The sequence below is a fragment of the Rhizobium sp. BT03 genome (assembly GCF_030053155.1).
Classification (GTDB): Bacteria; Pseudomonadota; Alphaproteobacteria; order Rhizobiales; family Rhizobiaceae; genus Rhizobium.
Window position 1 is genome coordinate 36004 of record NZ_CP125645.1, and the last position, 24721, is coordinate 60724.

Annotated in this window: 24 protein-coding genes; 15 read left to right on the forward strand and 9 right to left on the reverse strand. The window is 63.4% G+C overall.

The annotated features are described in order from the left end of the window. Positions 1 to 21 precede the first annotated feature (21 nt). The 6 genes from QMO80_RS31265 to QMO80_RS31290 all read right to left on the reverse strand — a co-directional run bounded on the left by QMO80_RS31265 (position 22) and on the right by QMO80_RS31290 (position 6328). On the reverse strand, positions 22 to 1092 hold the full coding sequence (locus QMO80_RS31265; RefSeq protein WP_283201684.1) for an ABC transporter ATP-binding protein: 1071 nt from the start codon (positions 1090 to 1092) through the stop codon (positions 22 to 24). After that, positions 1089 to 1916 carry a carbohydrate ABC transporter permease gene (locus QMO80_RS31270; RefSeq protein WP_283201685.1) on the reverse strand — a complete coding sequence of 276 codons (828 nt, stop codon included), beginning with the start codon at positions 1914 to 1916 and terminating at the stop codon, positions 1089 to 1091. Before QMO80_RS31270 ends, QMO80_RS31265 begins: the two co-directional genes overlap by 4 nt. Then, on the reverse strand, positions 1913 to 2815 hold the full coding sequence (locus QMO80_RS31275; protein ID WP_003595640.1) for a carbohydrate ABC transporter permease: 903 nt from the start codon (positions 2813 to 2815) through the stop codon (positions 1913 to 1915). Before QMO80_RS31275 ends, QMO80_RS31270 begins: the two co-directional genes overlap by 4 nt. A gap of 270 nt (positions 2816 to 3085) precedes the next feature. Continuing rightward, positions 3086 to 4318, reverse strand: coding sequence for a sugar ABC transporter substrate-binding protein (locus tag QMO80_RS31280; RefSeq protein WP_097666700.1), 1233 nt, complete (start codon positions 4316 to 4318; stop codon positions 3086 to 3088). A 61-nt stretch (positions 4319 to 4379) separates the two neighbouring features. Further along, the gene (locus QMO80_RS31285; RefSeq protein ID WP_283201686.1) at positions 4380 to 5282 is read right to left on the reverse strand and encodes a sugar phosphate isomerase/epimerase; all 903 of its coding nucleotides are present in this window, start codon (positions 5280 to 5282) and stop codon (positions 4380 to 4382) included. Positions 5283 to 5293: 11 nt separating this feature from the next. Beyond that, complete coding sequence (locus QMO80_RS31290; RefSeq protein ID WP_283201687.1) at positions 5294 to 6328, reverse strand: Gfo/Idh/MocA family protein; 1035 nt, start codon at positions 6326 to 6328, stop codon at positions 5294 to 5296. A 215-nt stretch (positions 6329 to 6543) separates the two neighbouring features. On the opposite strand from QMO80_RS31290, the gene QMO80_RS31295 reads away from it, so the two are divergent. The 6 genes from QMO80_RS31295 to QMO80_RS31320 all read left to right on the forward strand — a co-directional run bounded on the left by QMO80_RS31295 (position 6544) and on the right by QMO80_RS31320 (position 10536). Then, complete coding sequence (locus QMO80_RS31295; RefSeq protein WP_283201688.1) at positions 6544 to 7587, forward strand: substrate-binding domain-containing protein; 1044 nt, start codon at positions 6544 to 6546, stop codon at positions 7585 to 7587. A gap of 99 nt (positions 7588 to 7686) precedes the next feature. Beyond that, on the forward strand, positions 7687 to 7938 hold the full coding sequence (locus tag QMO80_RS31300; protein ID WP_283201689.1) for a type II toxin-antitoxin system Phd/YefM family antitoxin: 252 nt from the start codon (positions 7687 to 7689) through the stop codon (positions 7936 to 7938). Further along, positions 7938 to 8369 carry a type II toxin-antitoxin system VapC family toxin gene (locus QMO80_RS31305; RefSeq protein ID WP_283201690.1) on the forward strand — a complete coding sequence of 144 codons (432 nt, stop codon included), beginning with the start codon at positions 7938 to 7940 and terminating at the stop codon, positions 8367 to 8369. Before QMO80_RS31300 ends, QMO80_RS31305 begins: the two co-directional genes overlap by 1 nt. A gap of 109 nt (positions 8370 to 8478) precedes the next feature. After that, complete coding sequence (locus tag QMO80_RS31310) at positions 8479 to 8760, forward strand: type II toxin-antitoxin system ParD family antitoxin (RefSeq protein ID WP_003595651.1); 282 nt, start codon at positions 8479 to 8481, stop codon at positions 8758 to 8760. After that, positions 8750 to 9061 (forward strand): type II toxin-antitoxin system RelE/ParE family toxin, encoded by a 312-nt coding sequence (locus tag QMO80_RS31315; RefSeq protein WP_283201691.1) that lies wholly within the window; start codon positions 8750 to 8752, stop codon positions 9059 to 9061. Before QMO80_RS31310 ends, QMO80_RS31315 begins: the two co-directional genes overlap by 11 nt. Before the next feature lie 257 nt (positions 9062 to 9318). Beyond that, positions 9319 to 10536 carry an SfnB family sulfur acquisition oxidoreductase gene (locus QMO80_RS31320; protein ID WP_283201692.1) on the forward strand — a complete coding sequence of 406 codons (1218 nt, stop codon included), beginning with the start codon at positions 9319 to 9321 and terminating at the stop codon, positions 10534 to 10536. A gap of 236 nt (positions 10537 to 10772) precedes the next feature. Here the strand turns inward: QMO80_RS31320 and QMO80_RS31325 are convergent, their stop codons facing one another. After that, complete coding sequence (locus QMO80_RS31325) at positions 10773 to 11981, reverse strand: acyl-CoA dehydrogenase family protein (RefSeq protein ID WP_283201693.1); 1209 nt, start codon at positions 11979 to 11981, stop codon at positions 10773 to 10775. A gap of 77 nt (positions 11982 to 12058) precedes the next feature. After that, complete coding sequence (locus tag QMO80_RS31330; RefSeq protein ID WP_283201694.1) at positions 12059 to 13105, reverse strand: substrate-binding domain-containing protein; 1047 nt, start codon at positions 13103 to 13105, stop codon at positions 12059 to 12061. 235 nt (positions 13106 to 13340) lie between these two features. Here QMO80_RS31330 and QMO80_RS31335 point away from each other — a divergent pair, with 235 nt between their 5' ends. The 9 genes from QMO80_RS31335 (at position 13341) to QMO80_RS31375 (ending at position 23610) form a co-directional block, all read left to right on the forward strand. Next, a complete protein-coding gene (locus tag QMO80_RS31335; RefSeq protein WP_283201695.1) occupies positions 13341 to 14825 on the forward strand; it encodes a sugar ABC transporter ATP-binding protein in 1485 nt (494 codons plus the stop codon). Further along, on the forward strand, positions 14822 to 15883 hold the full coding sequence (locus tag QMO80_RS31340; protein WP_283201696.1) for an ABC transporter permease: 1062 nt from the start codon (positions 14822 to 14824) through the stop codon (positions 15881 to 15883). Before QMO80_RS31335 ends, QMO80_RS31340 begins: the two co-directional genes overlap by 4 nt. Positions 15884 to 15901: 18 nt before the next feature. Continuing rightward, on the forward strand, positions 15902 to 17299 hold the full coding sequence (locus tag QMO80_RS31345) for an LLM class flavin-dependent oxidoreductase (protein ID WP_283201697.1): 1398 nt from the start codon (positions 15902 to 15904) through the stop codon (positions 17297 to 17299). Positions 17300 to 17424: 125 nt separating this feature from the next. Then, positions 17425 to 19035, forward strand: a complete 1611-nt coding sequence (locus tag QMO80_RS31350; protein ID WP_283201698.1) for an ABC transporter substrate-binding protein — start codon at positions 17425 to 17427, stop codon at positions 19033 to 19035. 40 nt (positions 19036 to 19075) lie between these two features. Beyond that, entirely contained in the window at positions 19076 to 20065 is a 990-nt protein-coding gene (locus QMO80_RS31355) for an ABC transporter permease (RefSeq protein ID WP_283201699.1), read from the forward strand. Beyond that, the gene (locus QMO80_RS31360) at positions 20062 to 20895 is read left to right on the forward strand and encodes an ABC transporter permease (protein WP_283201700.1); all 834 of its coding nucleotides are present in this window, start codon (positions 20062 to 20064) and stop codon (positions 20893 to 20895) included. Before QMO80_RS31355 ends, QMO80_RS31360 begins: the two co-directional genes overlap by 4 nt. Continuing rightward, on the forward strand, positions 20892 to 21689 hold the full coding sequence (locus QMO80_RS31365) for an ABC transporter ATP-binding protein (protein WP_283201701.1): 798 nt from the start codon (positions 20892 to 20894) through the stop codon (positions 21687 to 21689). Before QMO80_RS31360 ends, QMO80_RS31365 begins: the two co-directional genes overlap by 4 nt. Next, positions 21686 to 22465, forward strand: a complete 780-nt coding sequence (locus tag QMO80_RS31370; protein ID WP_283201702.1) for an ABC transporter ATP-binding protein — start codon at positions 21686 to 21688, stop codon at positions 22463 to 22465. Before QMO80_RS31365 ends, QMO80_RS31370 begins: the two co-directional genes overlap by 4 nt. An 11-nt stretch (positions 22466 to 22476) precedes the next feature. Next, positions 22477 to 23610: an alanine--glyoxylate aminotransferase family protein gene (locus QMO80_RS31375; RefSeq protein ID WP_283201703.1), complete on the forward strand. Its 1134-nt coding sequence runs from the start codon at positions 22477 to 22479 to the stop codon at positions 23608 to 23610. Positions 23611 to 23729: 119 nt separating this feature from the next. Here QMO80_RS31375 and QMO80_RS31380 read toward each other — a convergent pair whose 3' ends face one another. Further along, positions 23730 to 24623 (reverse strand): NAD(P)/FAD-dependent oxidoreductase, encoded by an 894-nt coding sequence (locus tag QMO80_RS31380; RefSeq protein WP_283201704.1) that lies wholly within the window; start codon positions 24621 to 24623, stop codon positions 23730 to 23732. Between the last annotated feature and the right edge of the window lie 98 nt (positions 24624 to 24721).

The following is a 24721-nucleotide window of genomic DNA, read 5'->3' on the forward strand; positions in this document are numbered from 1 at the left end:
GCCGCCCCTGTCCACCGGTTGTTATATCAATCGGTCCGTCGACGCATCGAAGAGATGGATCTGGGCCGGATCGACCGAGAGTCCAATCATGTCTCCCGCCTTGACCCTGTCGCGGCGCGTCTCGACGATTGTCAGTTCCGGTTCGGTGGCTGCGACGATGAAGGTCGACGAGCCGGTCGATTCGACGAAGGCGATCGGCACGTCGAAACTGCCATGCCCGGGCTCGACGACGCCGATATGTTCCGGCCGGATGCCGGCGACGAGCTTGCGTCCCGGTTCAAGGGCGCGAGAGCTCGCGAGCCTCGGCTTTACCGCGCCGAAATCCAGCACCAGGCTCGTCCCATCTTCGGCGACGATCGCGGGAATGAAATTCATCGCCGGCGAGCCGATGAAGCCAGCGACGAAGCGGTTTGCCGGCCGATCGTAGAGATCGAGCGGCGCGCCCTGCTGCTCGATGATGCCGTCGCGCATCACCACCACGTGGTCGGCCATCGTCATCGCTTCGACCTGATCGTGCGTGACGTAGACGAAGGTTGCGTTCAGCCGGTCGTGCAGCGACCGGATTTCCTTGCGCATATGGACGCGCAGCGCCGCATCGAGGTTGGACAGCGGCTCGTCGAACAGGAAGGCCTTGGGATGGCGGATGATGGCGCGGCTCATGGCAACGCGCTGGCGCTGTCCGCCGGACAGTTCGCGCGGGTAGCGCTTCAGGAGATGCGAAAGGCCTGTCGTTGCCGCCACTTCCTCGGCCGCCTTCTTGGCTTCCGCCTTGGCGATGCCGCGGATGCGCAGGCTGTAGGTCAGGTTCTCCTCGACTGTCATATGCGGGTAAAGCGCATAGGACTGGAAGACCATGGCGACGTCGCGCTTGCGCGGCGGCACGCCGTTCATCAGCTCGCCGGCGATCCGGAGGTCGCCGGTCGAGATGCTTTCAAGACCGGCAAGCGAGCGCAGCAATGTGGACTTGCCGCAGCCCGAAGGGCCGACGAGCGCGACGAAAGTACCCTTGGCGATCGACAGGTCGATGTTCTTCAGGGCGTGGAAGGCGCCGTAATATTTGTTGACGCCTCTTAGCTCGATCTGTGTGGTCATTTGAGGGCTCCAGAGGTGAGGCCGGATACGATGCGGCGCTGCAAGAGAACGAAGATGGCAAGGATCGGCGTCACATACATCGTCGCGTAGGCCATGATGTTGTTCCACTCGTTGGTGTTCGGCCCCATGAAGGAGTTGAGACCGACGCTTGCCGGCTGAAGGTCGACCGCCTGGATCATCGACTTCGAATAGACGAATTCGCCGAAGGCCTGCATGAAGATCAGGATGGCGCTGACGAGAATGCCGTTGCGGGCGAGCGGCAGCACGATGTTGAAGAAGGCGCCGACGCGGGAATTACCGTCGACGAGGGCCGCCTCTTCCAACTCCTGGGGAACGCTCATGAAGGTGGCGCGCACCAGGATGACGAAGAAAGGCATGCTCTTGGCCGCGACCGCGATGATGACGGCAAGCCTGGGATAAGAGAGCATGCCGATCTGCGAGAATCCGACGAAGATCGGCGTGATCATCAGCGAGGCCGGCAGGACCTGCAGCATCAGGATCAGGAACAAGCCGATGTCCACCCAGACGTTGCGGTATCTGGCCAGCACATAGGCGCAGCCGACGCCGAGCACGGTGATCAGCGCCATGGAACCGAGAGCGATGACCAGCGAATTCCAGAGGTAGCGGCCCATGTCGCGGCTTTCCCAGACATAGGTGTAGGTGCCCCATTGGGGTGCTGCCGGCCAGAAGCTCGGCGGGGTGGCGAACATTTCCGAGCCGCTTTTCAGTGCGGTGATGTACATCCAATAGAGCGGGAAGAGATAGATCGCCGCCATGACGATCGATATTGCCAGCATCAGCCGGTCGCGATTGGTCGTCGTCATCCGCGCACCTCGTGACGTGTGGAGCGGACATAGACGACGGAGGCGAACATGACGAAGACGATCATGATGACGGAGATCGTCGCGCCCTTGGCGAAGTCGTATTGGCGGAAGGAAAGGTCCCAGGCCCAATATTGGGTGACGTTAGAGGAATTGTTCGGCCCGCCCGAGGTGATCGCGGCGAAGAGATCGAACTGCTGCAGTGTGAAGATCAGGCCGAGCGCGATGATGGCGCCGATGGTCGAGCGCATCATCGGCAGTGTGATCGTCCAGAACCGCTGCCAGACATTGGCGCCGTCCAGTTCGGCCGCTTCGTAGAGATCGGCGGGAATGCCGGCAAGGCCGACGGACAGCAGGATCATGTTGAACGACGTGCCGAGCCAGATATTGGCGATGATCACGGCATAGAGCGAATAATGCGGGTCCGAGCGCCAGAAGATGTTGCCGGAGATGATGCCGCTTTCCCTGAGGATGAAGTTCAGCACGCCGAAATCACCGGAGAGAATCCAGTTCCAGATGGCGCCGACGACGAGGCCGGGCATCACCCAGGAGACGAGGAACAGGCCGCGCATCCATGAGGCGCCGGGAAAATTGACCCAGAAGAACAGCGCCAGCCCGAAGCCGATCAGGAACTGGCCGGCGATCGAGCCGGTGACGAAGATGACGGTATTGTAGAGGATAGGCAGCGTTTCCGGCTGCGCGAAAAGGTCGGTATAATTCTTGAAGCCGACGAAGGGGCGCGAGAAGGTCCCGAGGCTGAACATGTCGACCTCCTGGAAACTCATCACCACATTGTAGATGAGCGGCAGGCCCGCCATCAGGAACAGAAAGCCGAGCGGGAAAGCGACGAGCACGATATCGAAACCGCGGCCGTCTCTGACGCTCATCAGGATCCTCTTCATGCGTCCTCCGATGTGCTCCGATCGGGGCCGCCTGGCGCTTGATGCGAGAAGACGGCCCCCGCCGGGAGGAAATGGTTGATGGCCTTCGCCATCGATGGGTAGTCCCCTTCTCCCCAGCGGGGAGAAGGTGGCGGCAGCCGGATGAGGGGACTCCGAGTTCGGCGTCTGCTATTCTTCACTTGCGTTCAGAATGCTCGTCGCATGCGCTCCTCACCCCCTCATCTGCCCTTCGGGCATCTTCTCCCCGCCGGGGAGAAGGGGGAGCAAGCCTCACCCAAGTACAGCCTTGATCTTATCCGCGGCCTGGTCGAGCGCGTCCTTCGGGCTCATCTGGCCGGTCAGCGCCGCCTGGATGGCGTCCTGGATCGCCTTGGAGATCTTCGGCCATTGCGGATGCGGGCCGCGGGGCTTGGCGTATTTCAGCTGTTCGAGGAAGACCTTGAGGGCGGCGTCCTTCAGCGGCTGGCCGCTTTCGGGGATCGAGATGTCGGAACGGGCCGGAAGCTGGCCGAAATTCTTGAACATCTTGTCGTCCTGCGAGGCGAAATATTCGAGCGCCTTGAAGGCTTCGGCCGGATGTTTGCTGCTGGCGAAGATCGCCCAGTTGAAATCGCCCATGGCCGACGAGCGTTCGGCCCCTTCCTTGGGAACCGGAAGCAGGGTGACGCCCCAGTCGAATTTCGCTTCCTGCGTCATGCGGTCGAGTTCCCAGGGGCCGGAGATCGCCATGGCCGCGTTGCCGGAGTTGAACGTGCCGGTCGAATCCCACTGGCCGCGCGTCAGCGTGTCTGGAGAAGCGAGCTTCTCGTCCATGATCGTCTTCCAGATCCCGAGCGCCTTCACCGCGCCGTCGGCATTGATATGCTCGTAGCTGCCGCCGCCCATCTGCGCCCAGGGCAGGAACTGGAAGGTGCCCTCCTCATTGGCCTTGGCCGAGAAGGCGAGACCGTAGATGTTTTTGGCGGGGTCGGTCAGCTTGCGCGCATCCTCGACCAGCTCGTCCCAGGTCTGCGGCGGCTTCGCCGGATCGAGGCCCTTCGCCTTGAACATGTCCTTGTTATAGTAGAGCGCGATCGTGTTCGTCGCTTTCGGCACGCCGTAATATTTGCCATCCCACTCGACCGATTTCAGCGGGCCGGGGAAATAATTATCCGGCTTGATGACGGTCGACTTGGCGATCATGTCGGTGAGGTCGAGGAAGGCGCCGCGCGATGAGAACATCGCATGCTCCGGATTGTCGACGGCGATGATATCGGGCGCCTGGCCGGTGGCATAGGCGCGCATGGCTTCGGTGACGACGTCGTCGAACTGGATCAGCCGATATTCGATCTTGATGCCGTTGTTCTGGGCGTTGAACTCCTTGACGAGGTTCGGCGCCGGCTGGGTGTCCTTATCCAGCGACCAGAGCGTCAGTGTGACGTCCTCGGCCTTGGCCGAAAGGCCGAAGAGTGAAACGCCTGCAAGCGCCAGAGCGCCGAGAATTGCATATTTGCGGATAGCCATGGTTCTCCTCCTTTGTGGTTATCCCCGTTCCGGCAATTCCTCCTTGCCGGAAACGATATCATCAGACCGGATCGACGACGAATTCGCCGCCCCGGGCATGCTTGAGGTGGTTGAGCGCATAGACCTGGCCGGTCATTTCGAGTTCGTCGCGATAGACCGGGTCGTGCCAGCCTTCGATGTCGATCGAGCCGGACCAGCCGGCAAGGCGCAGCTCGGAAATGATGTCGGTCCAGTTGCTGTCGCCGAAACCCGGCGTGCGCATGAAGACGAATTTCTCCTTGCCGAAGATGCCGTGCTCCTTGATGACCTCCCAGCGGATGGTCGCGTCCTTGCCGTGGACGTGGAAGAACTTGTGCGCCCATTTGCGGATCTGCGGCATGGGGTCGATCAGATAGACCATCTGATGGCAGGGCTCCCATTCCAGCCCGATATGATCATCCGGCGTCTCGTTGAAGATCAGTTCCCAGGCATCCGGATTGTGGGCGATGTTCCAGTCGCCGCTTTCCCAGTTGCCGTCCATGGCGCAATTCTCGAAGGCGATCCTGATGCCCTTGTCGGCGGCACGCCTGGCAAGCTCGCTCCAGATCTGCTTGTAGCGAGCCAGGCTGTCGGTCAGCGGCTTGCCGCGGACGCGGCCGGTGAAGCCGGCAACGCAGGTCGCGCCGAAATGATGGGCATTGTCGATGCAGTCCTTCCAGCCCTGCAAGGTCTCGAGGTCGATTGCGCTCTCTTCCAGCGGATTGCCGAACATGCCGAGCGTCGAGATGGTGATGTCACGGTCGCCGATCGCCTCGAGGCAGCGCTTGCCGAGTTCGGCAAGGTTCTGCCCCTTGGTCGTCTGCCAGAAGAAGGGTTCGAAGCTCTCGAAGCCCATATCGGCGATCTCGCCGATGCGCGTGGCAGCATCGCCCTTATTGCCGCTGACCATGGTGCCGATGCGAATGGATTTTGCAGGGTTGCTCACGTCACTTTATCCTATGCTGAAATTTCGATGCGCTTGCCGGTCTTGGCGCTTTCGATGGCGCCGAAGACCATGGCGAGGCTTCGGATATTGTCGGAATTGACCGTTTCGGGCTGTTTGCCGGTTCGGATCGCCGCGATGAAATCGGCGATGACGCTGGCATGGCCGTGGGTTTCCGCGTCGTGTTCCGGGCCGAGAACGTTTACGGAAGCAGAGCCACGCAACAGGCCGGGCTCCTCGCCCGCGACAGTCGCCTTGAAATTTTCCTCGCCGTCCCAGGTGAGCATGCCCTTCGAGCCGACGAGGCGCCACTGGCTTTCCCAGCTGGTGCGCTCGCCCTCGGCGCACCAGGAGCCGCGATAGGTGAAGACGATATCGTCGGAAAATTCGAAGATGGCATTGGCCGAAGCGCCGTGCCGGTACCACGAACCCTTCGGATTACGCTCGACGCAATAGACGGCGAGCGGTTTCCGGTCGGCGACGTAGCGGGCCGCATCGAAAGTGTGGATCGCCATGTCGAGAAGAAGCACATTGTCCATCTCCTCGCGGAAGCCGCCGAAATGCGGCGCGAGGAAGAAATCGCAGTGAATGCCGGTGAGCTCGCCGATCGCGCCGCTATCGACGAAACGGCGCAGCCGCCTGATACCCGAGATGAAGCGGCGGTTCTGGATGACGGCGTGGATGCGGCCGCTCTCTGCGGCGAGATCGACCAGCGCGGCCCCGTCGGCGAGCGAGGCGGCCATCGGCTTTTCGCTGAGCACATGGCAGCCGGCCTTGAGCGCCGTCGAAACGACATCGTAACGGGCGGCCGGAATGACGATGTCGAAGACCAGGTCGGCCTTGGTGGCGGCGATGACCTCGGAGAGATCCGAACCGATGACGGCGTCCTTAAGGCCGAACTCGGCGGCAAGCTGTTCTGCCGTCTCGCGGTTGAGGTCGATGAGGCCGACGATGGCGATGGATTCAGCCAGTTGAGGGTTGGACGCGATGGCGCGCAACCAACCTTTGGACATAGCTCCGCACCCGCACAGAATGGCATTGAATTTCACGATTTCCTCCGGGGAATGGCGCCAATTCTCCTGGTGACACGCACTCCGTAAACGTTTACGAATGTTGGCGGAAACATTTTGCGATGTCAAGAGACGCCAAATGCGAAATTGCGGACCCAGATCCGGATGGATCGAATTCAGAGAAGTAGGAGCATGATGTCGTCCGAAACCCGTGCAGTTTTCGGACGACATCATCCTCCGGGGGAATGCAGCCGATGAAAGGGATTCGCCAGCTTGCCGAACAGCTTGATATTTCGATCGGCACCGTTTCCCGGGCGCTGAACGGCAAGCCCGATGTGAACGAGGAAACGCGGCGGCGCGTGCTGGCGGCGGCCGAGGAGCTGGGCTACGTCGCCAACCAGTCGGGCCGGAGCCTGAGGCAGGGAGAGACGAAGGTCATCGGGTTGATGATCGAATCCAGCGCGGAGGCGGTCGAAAATGCCGACAACTTCTTTCTCGGCGTCACCAGCGGGTTGCAGGGCGTCTTTGCCCGCCACAAGCTCGACCTGATCATGCTGCCCTGCCCGAGCGACGAGGATCCGCACGAATATCTGAAGCGGATCGTGGCGCGCCGGATCGTCGATGCGATGATCATCTCGAATATGCAGCGCATCGACCGGCGCATCGATCTTCTGTCGCGGGCAAAGATCCCCTTCGTTGCGGTCGGCCGCAGCCTTTCCCCAGGCAATTTCCCCTGGATCGATCTCGATTTCGAAGGCGTGGCCGACCGTGCCGTTGAACGGCTGGTCGCGCGCGGCCATCGCCGGATCGCGATCACGGCGCCGTCGAGCGAGGTCAACCTCGGCTATGTCTTTATCGAGAGCTATCGCCGCGCGCTGGCGCGGCACGGTATCGCCTTCGATCCGTCGCTCGTCATCCGCGTCAAATCGAGTGAACAGGGAGGCTACCAGGCGGCCCATGAGCTGCTGCTCCTCGAAGAGCGGCCGACGGCGGTGATCCTGATCTACGAGCTGATGGCGATCGGCCTCTACCGCCGCCTGATGGAATCGGGCGTCGTGCCCGGCCGCGACCTTGCCGTGATCGGCTTCCGCGATGCCCCGCGCGCACGGTTCCTGAACCCTTCGCTCAGTTGCTTCCGTATGTCGCTCTATGATCTCGGCGTCGCGCTCGGACAGACGCTTCTCGCCAATGTGCCGGCCTATCGCGCGTTCTATCCTGATGCCGGCCGCAACGTCGTCTGGCCGCTCGAACTGATGCCGGGAGAAAGCGACGCCTTTCAGGTGGGAGCCATGGTCTGAGCGTTGGCTCGTTAAGCAGCCTCCCCTCGCTCCTTGCCGATCTTGTAAAGCGGATACGATGTAGTATATTTGCTGTCGGATGTAGTATGGGTGGTTTCGATGAGAATGTCCTTCATGACCAGCGCCGCCTTCAACCAGAACCCGAGCAAGGCGAAGAAGGAAGCGAGCGAGCGGCCGCTTGTCATCACCGATCGCGGCGAGGCCGCCTATGTGCTTGTGAGCTATGCGGAATTCGAAGCGAACTGGAAAGCGCCGAAGACGCTCTTTGCGGCATTGCGTGATCCCGGGGCGGATGAAAGGGAGTTCGAGCCGGAACGGCTCGGTTTTGGCGGCAGGACCGTCGAGTTCTGATGGTTTTCCTGCTCGACACGAATGTTGTCTCTGCTGCGCGCAGGGCCGAGCGACAGGCGCAGGGATTCCAGGATTTCATGAAGGAGTTTTCCGTTGCCGAAGCCTATCTCTCGGCGGTGACGATCATGGAAATCCAGTTCGGCATAACGCGCGAGCAGGCAAGAGACCCGGGTTTTGCCGAGGATCTCCGCCGCTGGATGGATGAGATCGTGCTGACGGAATTTTCCGGCCGCATCCTGCCTTTCGATACAGTAACGGCAAGCCGGGCGGGCCTGCTGCCGACTGCCGACAAACGCCCCGCCGCCGATGCGATGATCGCCGCCACGGCGCTGGAACATGGGCTGAAACTCGTGACCCGCAACGTCGCGCATTTCATTCCGCTTGGCGTCGAATGCATCGATCCCTGGCGTTTTGCCGGCACGCGGTGCTGAGCGGCGAGGCGACCACTGGCACGAAAACTCGGCGATTAATCGAAGTGGTGCTTGGCAGAGTGTTCAGACGGTAGTAAACTTTACCACTATCAGATCAAGGATATGAGAAATGCCGAATGTCGAGAAAGTAAGCGTGGCCGTTACCACGCATCAGGCGGCCCTGCTTCGCGACGCGGTCAAGACCGGCGCCTACGCCACCACAAGTGAAATCGTGCGCGAAGCAGTCCGCGACTGGGAGGCCAAATGGGAAGCCCGTCAGGCAGATGCTAAACGCTTGCGGGAACTTTGGGACGAAGGCAAGGCTAGCGGTGACCCCGTGCGGGTCGATTTCGACAAGCTTCGCGAGGAGGCTCGTCAGGAACTAAGTGCTGCCCTCAACAATGCCCGTTGATCTCGTTTGGTTGCCCCAGGCCCTGGCCGACGTTCGTGACATTTATGTTCAGGTCGGTCTGGAACAGCCGCAGGCAGCCGAGCGGCTTTTCGATAGCTTCGAACGGAAGGCGAAGTTGTTGATGGAGCAGCCGCGTATCGGCAGGCGCCGACCAGAAATCCGGCCGGGCGCGCGCATGTTGGTCGAAGCGCCGTTTGTTATGCTCTATGAGACCGTTCCGGACACCGATGAAGGACCCGTCCAAACCGTCAATATCGTGCGCGTCCTTCACGGCAGGCGTGATCTCGCATCGCTCGATTAAGCTGGCGCGCGACGCGGGAGCACCGGATGCTTCTCAAACACCTCAATCTTCTCCATTTGCAGAATATTCGAAGGCGGGAATTTTATCGTCCCTCCCCGGGCGCGTCGCCGCACGAAGGTTGGACCGAAACCCTAATCGCAGCGGTCGAAGGCCGATAAGCAAACACTTTTTATTTTCTATCACATCTATAGAATTTGTACTCTTATCTCGGCGCCCGATTTCTTTCACCGATAGGATCGTCAGAATTGGAGAGATCGATGAATACCGTGCTGAGGCAAGCAGATCAGATCCGGCCCGTGGCCGACCGTATCGGCAGCGACGAGGAAGCGATCGCAACCGCCCGCAGGCTGGCGGCGCAATTTGCAGCACGCGCCGCCGAGCGCGACAGCGACCGGCTTCTGCCCTTTGCCGAACTCGATCTTCTCGCGCAGTCCGGCCTTCTGGCGATCACCGTGCCGGCGCAATATGGCGGCCTCGACGTTTCGAACGCGGTGCTTGCCGAGATCACCGCGATCCTGTCGCAGGCGGACGGTTCGATCGGCCAGATCCCGCAGAACCATTTCTATATTCTCGAGGCGCTCCGAACCGACGGCAGCGAGGAGCAGCAGCGCTATTTCTTCAGCCGGGTGCTTGCCGGCGACCGTTTCGGCAATGCACTTTCCGAGCGCGGCACGAAGACGGTCGGGCATTATAACACGCGCATCAGCCGCGACGGTCCGGGCTACCGGATCAATGGCCGCAAATTCTATTCCACAGGCGTGCTCTTCGCCGACTGGATCACTGTCTTCGCCCTCGATGCGGACGAGCGGCTGACCATGGCCTTCGTGCCGAGGGGCACCGAAGGCGTCGAGATCGTCGACGACTGGGACGGCTTCGGCCAGCGCACCACCGGCAGCGGCACGACTGTTCTCGACAACGTCTATGTCAGTGCCGATTCCGTCGTCTTCCATCATAAGGGCTTCGAGCGCCCGACGACGATCGGCTCCGTCGGCCAGATCATCCATGCCGGCGTCGATCTCGGCATTGCGCGCGCCGCTTTCGCCGAAACGCTGGATTTCGTCAGGACGAAATCGCGCCCCTGGATGGATAGCGGCCTCGACCGCGCCTCCGACGATCCGCTGACGATCGCCAAAGTCGGGCAGATCGCCATCCGGCTCGAAGCCGCGACCGCCCTTGTCGAGCGCGCCGGCCACAAGGTCGATGCCGCACAGGTCGAAACGACGGAGCAGAAGGTAATCGAGGCAACGCTTGCGGTCGCCGCCGCCAAAGTGCTGACGACCGAGGTGGCGCTCGAGGCTTCGAATACGCTCTTCGAGCTTGCCGGAACCTCGTCGGTGCAGGTAGGCCTCAATCTCGATCGCCACTGGCGCAATGCCCGCACCCACACGCTGCACGATCCCGTGCGCTGGAAATATCACGTCGTCGGCAACTACCATCTGAACGGCGTGACGCCGCCGAAGAACGGCGCGCTCTGAGTTTTTATCGCTGCAAGGAAAAACCACCACCTCTGGCGACGGCGGTGGTCAGGCTGCCAACAAGTCGGCTAACTCCTCTTTCGTCATGCTCGGGCCTGTCCCGAGCATCTGCCTCCGGTCGATGGGGCAGCAGATCCTCGGCACAAGGCCGAGGATGAAAAGAGCGGGTTTGTCATCAAACTAGCCACCGCCGGTGATGGCGGCGGTTTTCTTTTTCGATGAAGGCGGCGCGCGCCTCAGCTGTAGAGGCTGACCTCTGGTATCCTGTCGTTCAGCACGAATTCACCGACTTCCCTCGCCTTGTAGAACACCGGATCGTGCAGCGTGTGGGTGCGGACATTGCGCCAGAACCGGTCGAAGCGGTATTTGTCGGCCGTCGAGCGCGCGCCGGTCAGTTCGAAGACGCGCGAGGTGATGTCCAGCGACACATGGGTGGCATGGACCTTGGCGGCATAGGCTTCCGCCGCCGCCTCGCCGCGCTCGCGCGCCGTCACGTCGCGGCCGCGGGCAAGACCGGCCTGCACGGCCGCTGCCGCACTGTCGGCAAGGGCGGCCGAGGCCTTCAGGGCAGCGGTGAATTCGCCGACGCGTTCGAGGATATAGGGATCGTCGGCCGCGCGCTCGACGCCTGACGTAATCCACGGCCGGGTGGTGGTGCGGACATAATCGACGGCCGCCTGCAGCGCGCCTTCGGCGGTGCCGAGATAGAAGTTGACGAAGACCAGCTGGATGAACGGCGTGTTGAAGGTCGACAGCACCGGCGGCGGCACATCGGCTGCTGCGGGCGCGCCGACGAAATCCTCCTCGTAAACGGGGAAATCGTGGAACTCGACACTGCCGCTGTCGGAGAGGCGCTGGCCGATATTGTCCCAGTCGTCATTGGCAACATAGCCAGGACGATTTGTCGGCACGGCAAAGCCGGCGATCTTGTCGTCGAGCGCCGCATTGGCATTGATGTAGTCGGAAACCCGCGCCGCGGTCGAGAAGGACTTGCGCCCGTTCAGCACATAACCGTTGCCGCGGCGGGTCAGCACCAGACCGGGATCGCGGGGATTGACGGCCGCACCCCAATAGAGGTTCTTCGCCACCGTCTCGTTGCCCAGCGCATGGGCGCGCGCCGCGTCGAGAGCCCAGTAGACGTACTGGCTGTTGACATAGTGATAGCCGAGCAACTGGCCGATCGAGCTCTCGCCGCGGGCGAGAATGCGCACCAGCCTCAGTCCGTCGACCCAATCAAGGCCGCCGCCGCCGATCTCTGTCGGATGCAGCACGTTGAGCAGCCCGGCATTCTTCAGCTTGACGATTTCCGCAAGCGGCGGGCGGCCGTCGCGGTCGAGCTCGGCGGCGCGCTCGGAAAGGTCGGCCGAGATGGTCTCGGCACGGGCAAAGAGGTCTTCTCGCGTCAGGTTGCGGGGGGCCGCGAAGACGACATTGGACTGGCTCATGGGCGGAACTCCAATTCTTCAAAAGATGATCCGGCGTGAGCCGCACGCTCCCGCCGGAGGGATCGAGCTGAAACGTCTCAGAACAGCTTGTCCGGGATCCAGCTGGCGGTCGCTGCGTCGCTGGTGCTGAAGGCCGGGATCTTCTGCGCCAGATCCTCGATCGTCTTGACGCCGGCAGCGCGCAGGCTCTCCTGGGTCAGCAGCGTCGGCTTCACGGTAATCTCTCGGGGAACCGTCTGGCCGGCGATTTCGAGGGCGGCGGCGCGGATGGAGACGGCGCCGACGACAGCCGGATTGGTCGCGACGGTGGCGACCCATGGGCTGCCCTCCTCGGTGATCTCCTGGATATCGGCCGTGGAAACGTCGGCCGAATAGATTTTGAGCTTGCTTGATATGCCGAGATCGTTGGCGGCGAGTTTCACGCCGCGGGCGAATTCGTCATAGGGGGCGAAGACCACCGAAATATCGGGATTGGCAGTGAGCGCGGCCTTCGCCTGGTCGGCGGTCGAGGTCGCCGTCGTATCGCTGACATTGCCGAAGCGAGCCTTTTCGACCACGCCGGTATTTTCGGACTTGAACTTGTCCCAGACTTCGTTGCGGCGGTCGAGCGGCGCAAAGCCGGCGACATAGACATAGCCGGCTTTGAAGTCCTTGCCATTATCCTTCACCACCTGCTCGAGGGCGAGCGACGCTAGCTCGTGATCGCTCTGCTCCACCTGCGGAATCTTGGGATTGTTCAGATTGACGTCGAAGGCCACGACCTTGATGCCCTTGTCGAGCGCCTGCTGCACGACGTCGCCGAGCGATTCCGGCAGGCCGTGGTCGATGACGATGCCGGAGACGCCGAGATTGATCGCCTGAAGGATCTGCTCGCGCTGTTCGGCGGCATCCTGGCGCCCGGGGAAGACGCGCAGGTCGATATCCAGAGCCTTGGCCTGGGCCTCGGCACCCGCCTGGTAGGCCTGAAAGAAATCACCGGCCGAGATGTAGCTGATCAGCGCCACCTTGACCCCACCCTTGTCGAAGGGAGCCGGAGCGCCGGAAAGGCCGTCGGCCCGCGCGCCCTGAATGAAAATAAACGGAATGACGGCGGCGGACAGTGCGAGCCGTGCGAGGGATTTCATCGTCGCGTTCCTTCTAGCAATCGGAAGCGTCGTCTGACAGGTCTGAAAGCCCCCCGCGACGCGTCGGATAATTAGATATAATCTCTATGTTTTTAGTAGATTAAATGATCCGATTTTGCGGGTTGCGGGAGATTCTTTGTTTCCGGGGCGGTGGCTGCCGGGGAAATGCATGCCTGGAATTCGACCGTCCGAACGAGGCACACTTCCGAGACAAATACAGTCCCGGATCATGTCGATGCCGCTTCTTCACGTTGAAAACATAAGCCGCAGTTTCGGCTCGACGCGGGCGCTTGCCGGCGCCGATCTTGTGATCGCGCGCGGTGAGATCGTGGCGCTGATGGGCGCAAACGGCGCGGGCAAATCGACGCTGGTCAAGATCCTGTCCGGCGTGCTGCCGGCCGATGGCGGCACCATCCGTCTCGATGGCCGCCCCTTCGCGCCGCAGAGCCCGGCCGAAGCGGCAAGGGCCGGCGTTGTCACCGTGCATCAGTCGACGGATCTGGTCGGTGCGGCCGGCCTGACCGTCGCCGATGCCCTGCTGCTCAACCATTTCGCCGACCGCAGCACGCCTTTCTTCGTCTCGCGCGCCGGCATTCGCCGTGCCGCGCAGGCAATGCTCGATGCCGCCGGCTTCACCCTGCCGCTCGATCGCGATTTCGGCGAACTCGCCAGCGCCGACCGGCAATTGGTGGCGATCGCCCGCGCCCTTGCCAACCGCGCCGATCTCCTCATTCTCGACGAGCCGACGGCGAGCCTTTCCGGGGAAGAGAGCCGCCGGCTCTTCGATATTCTTTTGAGGCTTCGCAGCCGCGGGCGGGCGATCCTCTATATCTCGCATCGCACCGCCGATCTTGAAGCGATCGCCGACCGCGCGCTGGTGATGCGCGGCGGCCGCGTCGTCGGCACTTTCACCCGGCCGATCGATTTTTCGAGCGCCATCGAGACGATGATCGGCCGCAGGCTCGATGCGGCGCGGCTGGATTCGCGGCCCGCGACCGGCCCTGTGATTTTCGAAATGCGCGACGCCAGTCTGCTGCCTGCGGGCGCGCCTTTCGATCTGTCGCTGCATGAGGGCGAGGTGGTGGCGGTGACCGGCGTGCTCGGCGCCGGCAAGAGCCGGCTGCTCCAGGCGATCTTCGGCGTGACGGCGCTCAAGGGTGGCGCGATGTATCTCGACGGCCGGCCCTACCGGCCGAAAAGTCCGGCCGAAGCGATTGCGGCGGGTGTTGCCATGGCAGCGGAAGACCGTCACCGGTCCTCGTTGATGCCGCCGGCATGGCCGGGCCATTCGCTGGCGGCGACGATCAGCCTGCCGCATCTTTCCAAATGGTATCCGCATGGTTTTCTTGCCGGCGGCCGCGAACGGCGCGAGGCCGAGCAGGCGATCAACCGTCTCGGTATCAAGGCGGCAGGCCCGCTTGCCTCTGTCTGGTCGCTCTCCGGCGGCAACCAGCAGAAGGCGGTTATCGGCCGCTGGGAGGCGGAGCCGAGCCGGTTGCTGCTGCTCGACGAACCCTTCCAAGGCGTCGATGTCGGCGCCCGCCGCGACATCATTCGGGCCATCCGCGCCCGCACAGACCGGGCGACGCTGATCGCGACCTCCGATCCGGAGGAGGCCTATGAGGTGACCGACCGCATCCTCGTCATCGACCGCCACGTATTGAGACCCGCAGCAGGCGGGCTCGCCCTTCATCCCGAAATCCATGGAATGTCCGCATGACGACAATCGATGACGACGCTCTTTCAAAGACTAGCGCCCGGCCAACGGCTTCGCCGCAAACCGCTGGCGGCCATCTCGCCGCTTTCGGCGCGTTTCTGCGGGCCGGCGCGGTGCTCATCCTGCTTGCGGCTCTCATCGTCGGCTTCACCATCGCCGAGCCTGCCTTCATCACCATCGCCAATCTGATGAGCATCCTGCAGGCAGTATCGGTCGTCGCCATTCTCGGCGCCGGCGTCACCGTCACGCTCGCCGTCGGCGGTTTCGACCTGTCGATCGGCGCCGTTGCCGCATCGAGCGTGATGGCCGCGAGTTATGCAATGATCGTCTGGGGGCTCGACGCCTATGCGACGGTGCCGCTGGTGCTCGCCTTCGGCGCCCTGGTCGGCCTCGTCAACGCCCTGCTGATCGTCCGCCTGAAGGTGCCGGATCTGCTGGCGACGCTGGCGATGATGTTCCTGCTCTCGGGGCTGCAACTGATCCCCACTGCCGGCCGGTCGATTTCATCAGGCCTCATCTTGCCCTACGGCACGAAGGCGACCGGCGCTTATGATCCGGTCTTCCTGCTGATCGGCCGCTACAGCATCCTCGGCACCCTGCCCGTTTCCGTCGTGCTAATGGCGGCGGTCGCCGTCCTGCTTTTCGTGCTCACCGAACGCACCCGCATCGGCCGGCTGCTGTTTGCGACCGGCGGCAACGAGGTCGCCACCCGGCTCGCCGGCGCCTCGACCGTCAGGTTGAAGACGCTTGCCTATATCTTGTCGGGCACGCTGGCCTCGCTCGGCGGCATCGTGATCGCCGCCCGCGTCGGGCGTGGCGACATCTCTTCCGGCGGCTCGCTGCTGATGGATTCGGTTGCCGCCGCTCTGATCGGTTTTGCGGTTCTCAACCTGCGGCGTCCCAACGTGCTCGGCACCATTGCCGGCGCCGTCTTCGTCGGCGTGCTCTTGAACGGCCTCACCATGCTGAACGCTCCCTATTACACCCAGGATTTCGTCAAGGGCGCCGTGCTCGTCGGAGCCTTGGCCCTGACCTACGGCGTCGGCCGCAGCAATCCTTAAATTCCAAGGAAGAAAGACATGACCCGCCAAATCAGGCTGAACGCCTTCGACATGAATTGCGTCGGACACCAGTCGCCGGGGCTCTGGCGCCATCCGCGCGACAAGTCCTGGACCTACAAGGATCTCGACTACTGGGTGCATCTGGCAAAGACGCTGGAGCGCGGCAAGTTCGACGGCCTGTTCATCGCCGACGTGCTCGGCGTCTACGATGTGCTGAACGGCAATGTCGATGCGGCCCTTCGCCATTCGGCGCAGGTGCCGGTCAACGATCCGCTGCAGCTCATCCCGACCATGGCTTATGCGACCGAGCATCTCGGCTTCGGCCTGACGGCCTCGCTCTCCTTCGAGCATCCTTATACTTTTGCCCGCCGCATCTCGACGCTCGACCATCTGACCAAGGGGCGCGTCGGCTGGAATATCGTGACCTCCTATCTCAACAGCGGCGCGCTCAATATCGGTCAGCCCGCCCAGACCAGGCATGACGATCGTTACGATCTTGCCGAGGAATATCTCGAAGTCTGCTACAAGCTCTGGGAGGGCAGCTGGGAGGACGGCGCCGTCGTCCGCGACCGGGAAGCCGGCATCTTCACCCATCCCCACAAGGTCCACCCGATCGGCCATTCCGGACGGCATTTCACCGTGCCCGGCATTCACCTGAGCGAGCCTTCGCCGCAGCGAACCCCGGTTCTTTATCAGGCCGGCGCCTCCAGCCGCGGCAAGGATTTCGCCGGCGCCCATGCCGAATGCATCTTCGTGGCGTCGCCGTCGAAGGCGGTGCTGAAACGTTATGTCGCCAATGTCCGCGAGGCGGCCGAGCGCGTCGGCCGCAACCCGCGCGAAATCCTCGCCTTCAACCTGCAGACCGTGGTCCTCGGCGAGACCGATGCCGAGGCGCAGCGCAAGTTCAACGAATACCGAAAATACGCCTCCTTCGAGGGCGCGCTGACGCTGATCTCCGGCTGGACCGGCATCGATTTCGGCCAGTTCGGGCCGGACGAGGTGCTGCGCCACCGTCATACCAATGCGGTGCAATCGGCTGTCGAGACCTTCACGACCATCGATCCGACCAAGGAATGGACGGTGCGCGAAATGGCCGATTGGGTCGGTGTCGGCGGGTTCGGTCCGGTTTTCGTCGGCTCGCCGCAGACCGTCGCCGATCTGATGCAGGAATGGGTCGAAGACACCGATGTCGACGGCTTCAACCTTGCCTATGCCGTGACGCCCGAGAGTTTCGAGGATGCGGTCGATCTGCTGGTGCCGGAACTGCAGAAGCGCGGCGTCTACAAGCGGGAATATGCCAAGGGCACGCTGCGGGAAAAGCTCGGGGGAGCAGGACCGCGGCTGGTCGCTCCGCATCCCGGTGCCGCCTACCGCGATCTCTTTAGCGAGCCAAAACGCCTCGCCGCAAGCGGCTGAGCAAATAATGGCTGGGTGACAAAAAATGTCTCGCAGAGTTCTGCCATTTCGAATTTAACTGTCCATGACTATTGGCGTTTCGCCCTGAATATGGGCGCTCTAGATTTGATCGATCAGGAGGGGTCATGACCGTACCATCTATCTCGCGGCGCACGCTGATGAAGGGCACCGCCCTGCTGCTGGCTTCGACGGCGCTTGCCCGCCAGGCGCTGGCGCAGGCCGCGCCCGCCGGTGGCCGGCTGATCGTCGCGGCCGATTCCGAGCCGAAGAATCTCAATCCCGCCATCGTCGCCTCGAACGGTGTTTTCTTCATCGCCAGCAAGGTGATCGAACCACTGGCCGAAGCCTCCTTCGACGGCAAGGACGGGCTTGCGCCGCGGCTTGCCACCGCCTGGGAGGGCTCGGCCGACGGTCTTTCCGTCACCTTCAAGCTGCGCGACGGCGTTACCTGGCACGATGGCCAGCCGTTCACCTCGCTCGATGTCGCCTTCTCCGCCCTCAACATCTGGAAGCCGCTGCAGAATCTCGGCCGCCTGGTCTTCGCCAATCTCGAAGCCGTCGATACGCCGGATGATTACACCGCCATCTTCCGCTTCTCCAAGCCGACGCCGTTCCAGCTGATCCGCAATGCCCTGCCCGTGGTGACCAGCGTCGTCGCCAAGCACATCTTCGACGGTTCCGATATCGCTGCCAATCCTGGTAACAACAAGCTCGTCGGCACCGGTCCGTTCAAATTCGCCGAATACAAGCCCGGCGAATATTACCGGCTGACGCGCAATGAGAATTATTGGGACAAGGACCAGCCGAAACTCGACGAGATCGTCTTCCGCGTGCTGCCGGACCGCGCCTCGGCGGGGGCGGCGCTCGAAGCCGACGAAATCCAGCTCGCCGCCTTCTCGGCCGTGCCGCTGGCCGATCTCGACCGCCTCTCCAAGGTCGACGGCATCAAGGTGATCTCCAAGGGTTATGAGGCCTTGACCTATCAGCTCGTCGTCGAGATCAATCACCGCCGCAAGGAACTCGCCGACCTCAGGGTCCGCCAGGCGATCGCCCACGCCATCGACAAGAAATTCGTAGTCGACACGATTTTCCTCGGTTATGCCGCCGCCGCCACCGGCCCCGTGCCGAAGAATGCGCCGGAATTCTACACATCGGATGTCGCGGCCTATGATTTCAATCCGGCCGCCGCCAACGATATTCTCGACAAGGCGGGTTACACCAAGGGGGCTGACGGTAACCGCTTCAAGCTGAAGCTTCGCCCCGCGCCCTATTTCAACGAGACCCGGCAATTCGGCGATTACCTTCGCCAGGCGCTCGCCGCGATCGGCATCGATGCGGAGATCGTCAATGCCGATGCGGCCGCGCACCTGAAGGCGGTTTATACCGATCACGATTTCGACCTTGCCGTCGGCCCGCCGGTCTTCCGCGGCGATCCGGCGATCTCCACCACCATTCTCGTGCAGTCCGGCACGCCGGATGGTGTGCCCTTCTCCAACCAGGGCGGTTACGTCAATCCCGAACTCGACAAGATCATCAAGCAGGCCTCCGAGACCGTCGACACGGCGGCGCGCACCGATCTCTACCGCAAGTTCCAGCAGCTCGTCGTCGCCGACCTGCCGCTGATCAACGTCGCGGAATGGGGCTTTATTACCGTCGCCCGCGACACCGTGCTCAATGTCTCGGACAATCCGCGCTGGGCTGTCTCGAACTGGGGCGATACAGCGCTCCGATCGTGATAGGATCGGCGGCAATTCTCTTCCGGAGGCTCTGTCCGGCGTGAAACGTGCAATCCTCCTCCTGCGTCGCAGGGCGATCAGCAGCCTTCCGGTGCTGCTGATCGTGGTGATCTTCACCTTCTTCCTGCTGGAATCCGCCTCGGGCGATGCCGTCGATGCCTATCTCGGCTCGATCGGCGGCGGCGATGCGGCACTGAAGCAGGCGCTGCGTGAAAGCTACGGTCTCGACCGGTCCACGCTGGCGCGGCTCTGGCTCTATCTTTCCTCGCTGGCGCGGCTCGATCTCGGCTGGTCGGTCGCCTTCGACCGGCCGGTCGGCGTGCTCATCGCCGAGCGCCTGCCCAACACGCTGCTGTTGATGGGAAGTGCCACGGCGCTTTCCTTCGGCGTCGGCTCGGCGCTCGGCATCCTCGCGGGGGCGCGGCCGGGGTCGGTGCGCGACCGGCTGCTGTCGATCGGCTCGCTGATCGTCTACGCCATTCCGAGCTTCTGGCTCGGCCTGGTGCTCAGCATCGCCTTTTCGGTGAAGCTGCGTTGGTTTCCGATCGCCGGCATCGAGACGATCGCTTCGGGCAAGACAGGGTTTTCCCGGGCGCTCGACATATCGGCTCATCTGGTCCTGCCGGTCAGCGCGCTCGCCTTGATCTATCTCGCCTTGTTCCTGCGGGTGATGCGCGCCGGCATGGGGCAGGTGTGGAAGCTCGATTTCGTCCTCTTCGCCCGCGCCAAAGGCCTGTCGCGCAGCCGCATCGTGCTGCGCCATGTCGCGCGCAATGCGCTGCTGCCGCTCGTCACCATGCTCGGGCTGCAATCGGCGGCCATGCTCGGCGGCAGCGTGGTGATCGAGAGCGTCTTTGCCATTCCGGGTTTCGGGCGGCTGGCGCAAGAAGCGGTCAATGGCCGCGACGCGCCGCTGTTGATGGGGATCATCCTCACCAGCGCCGTGCTGGTCATTGCGGTCAACTTCCTCGTCGATCTCGTCTATGCCGGGCTCGACCCGCGCATCGGCGCTTCGGAGGGCGGAGCATGAGCCGTCTCCGGCGCATCCTCAGCACACCGGAAGGCATGATCGGGCTTGCCATCCTTGTCATCCTGCTTCTGTTCGGGCTGCTTGCTCCCATCATTTCACCCGGCGATCCGCTTAGGATCGCCGGGCGGGCGCTCCTTCCACCCTTCACCGATCCTGCCTTTCCGCTCGGCACGGATCGCTTGGGCCGTGACGTGCTCGCCGGCCTCCTTTATGGCGCGCGCACCTCGATCGCCGTCGGCCTCGCGGCGGCCTTTTCGGCCATGATCCTCGGGCTCTGCGTCGGCATGGCGGCCGGTTTTGCCGGCGGGATCGTCGATGAGGCGCTGATGCGCGTGGTCGATGCCTTCCAGATCGTGCCGGCCTTCCTGCTTGCGCTTGCCTTCGTCAGCACCATCGGCGTCTCGACGCCGGTTGTCGTCCTTGCCATTGCGCTCGGCGCCTGGGCCGATCCGGCGCGGCTGACGCGGGCGCAGGTGCTGGCGATCCGCGAGCAGGATTACGTCGCCTCGGCAAGGGTAATCGGCATGCATCCCGCGGAGATCGCCTTCCGGGAGATCCTGCCGAACGCGCTGCCGCCGGTGCTGGCGCTCTCCGCCACCATCGTCGCCGGCGCGATCCTGACCGAGTCGGCCCTTTCCTTTCTTGGCCTCGGCAATCCGAATATCGCCACCTGGGGTTCGATGATCGCCGAGGGCCGCAGCGTGCTGCGCTCGGCTGCTTATCTCTCCGTCATACCGGGCGCGGCACTTGCCGCGACCGTGCTCGGCGTCCATCTCTTCAGCGAAGGTCTTGGCAAGGCGATTGGCGACGACGGCGGGAGGACGGCATGAGCGACATCTTCTGCAGCCTCCGGCAGCTCTCGGTCACCTATGGGCGCGGCAAAAACAATGCTGCTGCCGCGCTCGACCGTATCGATCTTGATATCGTCGCCGGCGAAAGGCTGGCGATCATCGGTGAAAGCGGATCCGGCAAGAGCACGCTCGCCCGGGCGCTGGCCGGTCTGCTGCCTGACGGAACGAAGGTCGCAGGCGAGATGCTCTGGCCGGGACTCGGCCATCCGCCCTGCCCGGGCCGTTATTTCGGTTTCGTCTTCCAGGATCCGGGCGCGAGCCTCAATCCCGTCCTGACGATCGGCGAGCAAATTGCCGAGGGCGCCAGGCGTCATCTCGGCCTCAGCTGGAAACAGGCTTCTCTCCGAGCCGAGGAATTGCTCGAACGGGTGCGGATGCCTGAGCCCGGCAAGGCGATGCGGGCCTTTCCGCATCAGCTTTCCGGCGGTCAGCGCCAGCGCGTGGCGATCGCCGCGGCAATCGCTGCCAAGCCTGCGCTGCTGATCGCCGACGAGGCGACGAGCGCCCTCGATGTCGTCGTCCAGGCCGAGATCGTCCGCTTGCTCGATGGGCTGGTGCGTGAGGACGGCATGACGCTGCTCTTCATCACCCACGATATCGCGCTCGCTTCCGGCTTCGTCGACCGGATCGCCGTTTTCCGCGATGCGCGCCTTGTCGAGGCCGGTCCCGTCCGTTCGGTGCTTTCTGCGCCGGCAAGCGGCTATACTTCAGCCCTCATCGCCAGCCATCGCGACCTCACGACGCCACCACTGATCGCAGAGGTGTCGCCGTGAACGCGTTGCTTTCCATCGAGAACCTGTCGAAAGGCTTTTCATCGGCTGGCCGGAAAGTCGCTGCCCTCGACAATATCTCGCTGACGATCGCAGCGGGCGAAACACTCGGTCTGGTCGGAGCCTCCGGCAGCGGAAAATCGACATTGTCGCGCATCCTGCTGCGGCTTCTGCCTGCCGATGCCGGCTCGATCCGCTTCGAAGGAGAGGATTGGCTGGCGCTGAAGGGTGCTGCCCTGCGCCGCAGGCGGGCGCGCCTGCAGATGGTGTTTCAGGATCCGCTGGCCGCCTTCAATCCGTTGGCGAATGTCGGGTCGGTGCTCGATGATCCCTTGCGTATCCACGGCGTCGTTTCGAAAGACCGGCGTGCCGGCGAGATCGAAAGGCTGCTCGAACATGTCGGCCTGCCCGCCGATTATGCCCAGCGCCCGGTTCGCGCGCTCTCCGGCGGCCAGCGCCAGCGCGTGGCGATTGCCCGGGCGATGGCGACGCGGCCGTCGCTGCTGGTGCTCGACGAGGCGGTCTCGGCGCTCGACGTCACCGTGCGTGGCAAGATTCTCGAACTTCTGGTCGATCTGCAGAAAGAACAGGGCATTGCCTGTCTGTTCATTTCGCACGATCTTGCCGTGGTCCGCGCCGTCTCCCACCGCATCGCCGTCATGGATGGCGGGCGGATCGTCGAGACCGGTCCGGCAGCGGCAGTCGTCGCGGCGCCGCAATCCGAGGCCGCTCGCGCCCTCGTTGCAGCCGTCCCTCGTCTCGTGACCGATCCGTCCTGAAGGAGATGTCCATGTTCGATCCCGGTTGGAATCCCTTGCACGGCGTCCCCTCCTATCCCGTTGAACGCTACGCCGCCCTCGCCGACAGGATCGGCGGCATCCTGATGAGCCGCAGCGACATCGTGCTGGTGCAGGCCGAGGCGGTGGTGGCGCTGGAGGCGGTGGCGGCCAGCCTTGCGCGCCCCGGCCTTTCCACCCTCAATATCGTCACCAGCCCCTATGGCGGCTGGTTCGGGCAATGGTTGCGGCGGGGCGGTGCCGCGGTCCAGGATATCATCGCCGAACCCGGCCTGCCGGTCGAGAGCGAAGCGGTTGCCAAGGCGCTCGACGCTGGTCCTCCGGTCGATGTGCTGGCTTTGGTTCATGCGGAATCGGCGAGCGGCATTCTGAACCCCCTCCCCGAGATATTGGCGCTGGCACGTGCCCGCGGCATCGTCACCGTCGTCGATGCGGTCGCCTCGGTCGGCGGCCACCGGCTCGACGTCGATCATCTCGGCATCGATATCGCGGTGATCGGCCCGCAAAAAGCGCTCGGCGGTCCGGCCGGCGTGTCGGCGCTCTCGGTCAGCCCTCGCGCCTGGGATCTGATCCTGAGCGACGACGCACCGCGCGATTCGATCCTGTCTTTGGCCGATCTCAAATCATGGCTCGACGGTGGCCGGCTGACCCTGCCGGGAACACCGGCGCCTTTGGAATTCTTCGCGCTGGAAGCCGCGCTCGGCCGTATCGAGGCCGAAGGCCTGGAGAGCGTCGTTACCCGCCATGCGCTGGCGGCATCGGCGACACGGGCGGGGCTCGCCGCGCTCGGAACCCCGGCCTGGGTGCCGGCAGCCAAGGCTTCGAACCTGGTGACGGCGGTGCCCGTGCCGAAGGGCTTGGCGCCTGCAGTCCTGATTGCTGCCGCCGGGCGGCTGGGCGTCGAGCTGACCGAAAGTGTCGGGACCGCGCCGGCCGGCCTGGTGCGGCTGAACCACACAGGCCCGCGCGCCGCATTCCAGACGGTGCTTGCGAATGTCGTCGCCTATGGCACGGCCCTCAGGCAGGCCGGCCATGCCTGCGATATCGCCGCCGCTGCGGAGGCGATATCCGTGGTTTACAGGGGCTCCATGGGCATTTCTGCAGGCGGTTCGCGCGGATCGGCCTGAAGCGGCCGAGGGACGGTCAATCTCTGCAGGATCGGCGGGCCAGCCGGTTTTCCGTGACACCAGCCCGCAACCTTCTGAATACGATAGCCCGCCGCACCCGAAGAAGGGAATCTGCGCTCTCAAACCAGCATCGACTGCTGGGCGAAGATACCCGCCATCGCGCCTTGCCATGATGCCGTGGTGACCGACGGCATTCCGGGGTTGGCGAGATCGCCGGCGGCGTAGATGCCGGGCATGCTGGTCTCGCGGCGCTCATCGACCTTGAGGGCGATGCCGCTGGGCGTATCGACCGTGGCGAGACCCAGTGATTCATGCAGGCTGGCGGACGGCTTGTTGCGCGGATGCGCGAACAGGATGTCGACCGCGACATCGGCGCCGGTATCGAGCCTGACGATGGAGCTATGGTCCCCGTGTTGGGCGATCCCCGCGATCCGGCCCTCGACGACAGGTAGGTTGCGACGTGCCAGATCGGCCCGGATATCGGGTGCAATGTCGTGACCATCTGCGAACAGCGTCAACCTGTCGGTCCAATCGTGGAACAGCCTGGCCTGATTGTGCGACTGCTGGCCGGACCAGACGAGGCCCCAATGCTGGCCCGCGACTTCAAAGCCGTCGCAATAGGGGCAGGGTACGATGGAGGTGCCCCAGCTTTCGGCAAAGCCCGGGACATCAGGCATCTGGTCCGCGATGCCATAGCTCAGGATCAGTCGGCGCGCCTTAAGGCTTTCGCCGTCGGACGTGAGGACGTGGAAATCGTCGATGGCGCCGGAGACACTGTCGGCCCGGCTACTGACCAGCCTGATCGTGGGATAACGCGCCAGCTGCTGCCGCGCCTCGGCCAGGATGTCCAGCGGCGGCTTGTGATCGTGGCCGAGCAGGCCATGCGAGTGGCCGGCGAAGCGGTTGCGCGGCAGGCCGGTATCGAGAACGGTGACCTTGCGGCGAGCACGGCCGAGCTGAAGGGCGGCGGCGAGGCCCGCAAAGCTGCCGCCGATGATGATGACGTCATCCATGGTGATAAGCTCCGTGCTGTTGAGGGAGTGTGATTGGCTGAGCCTTGGCGCGCCTCGTCCGCCGATACACATCGATATTGCCAAGCGGCTTAGAGAAA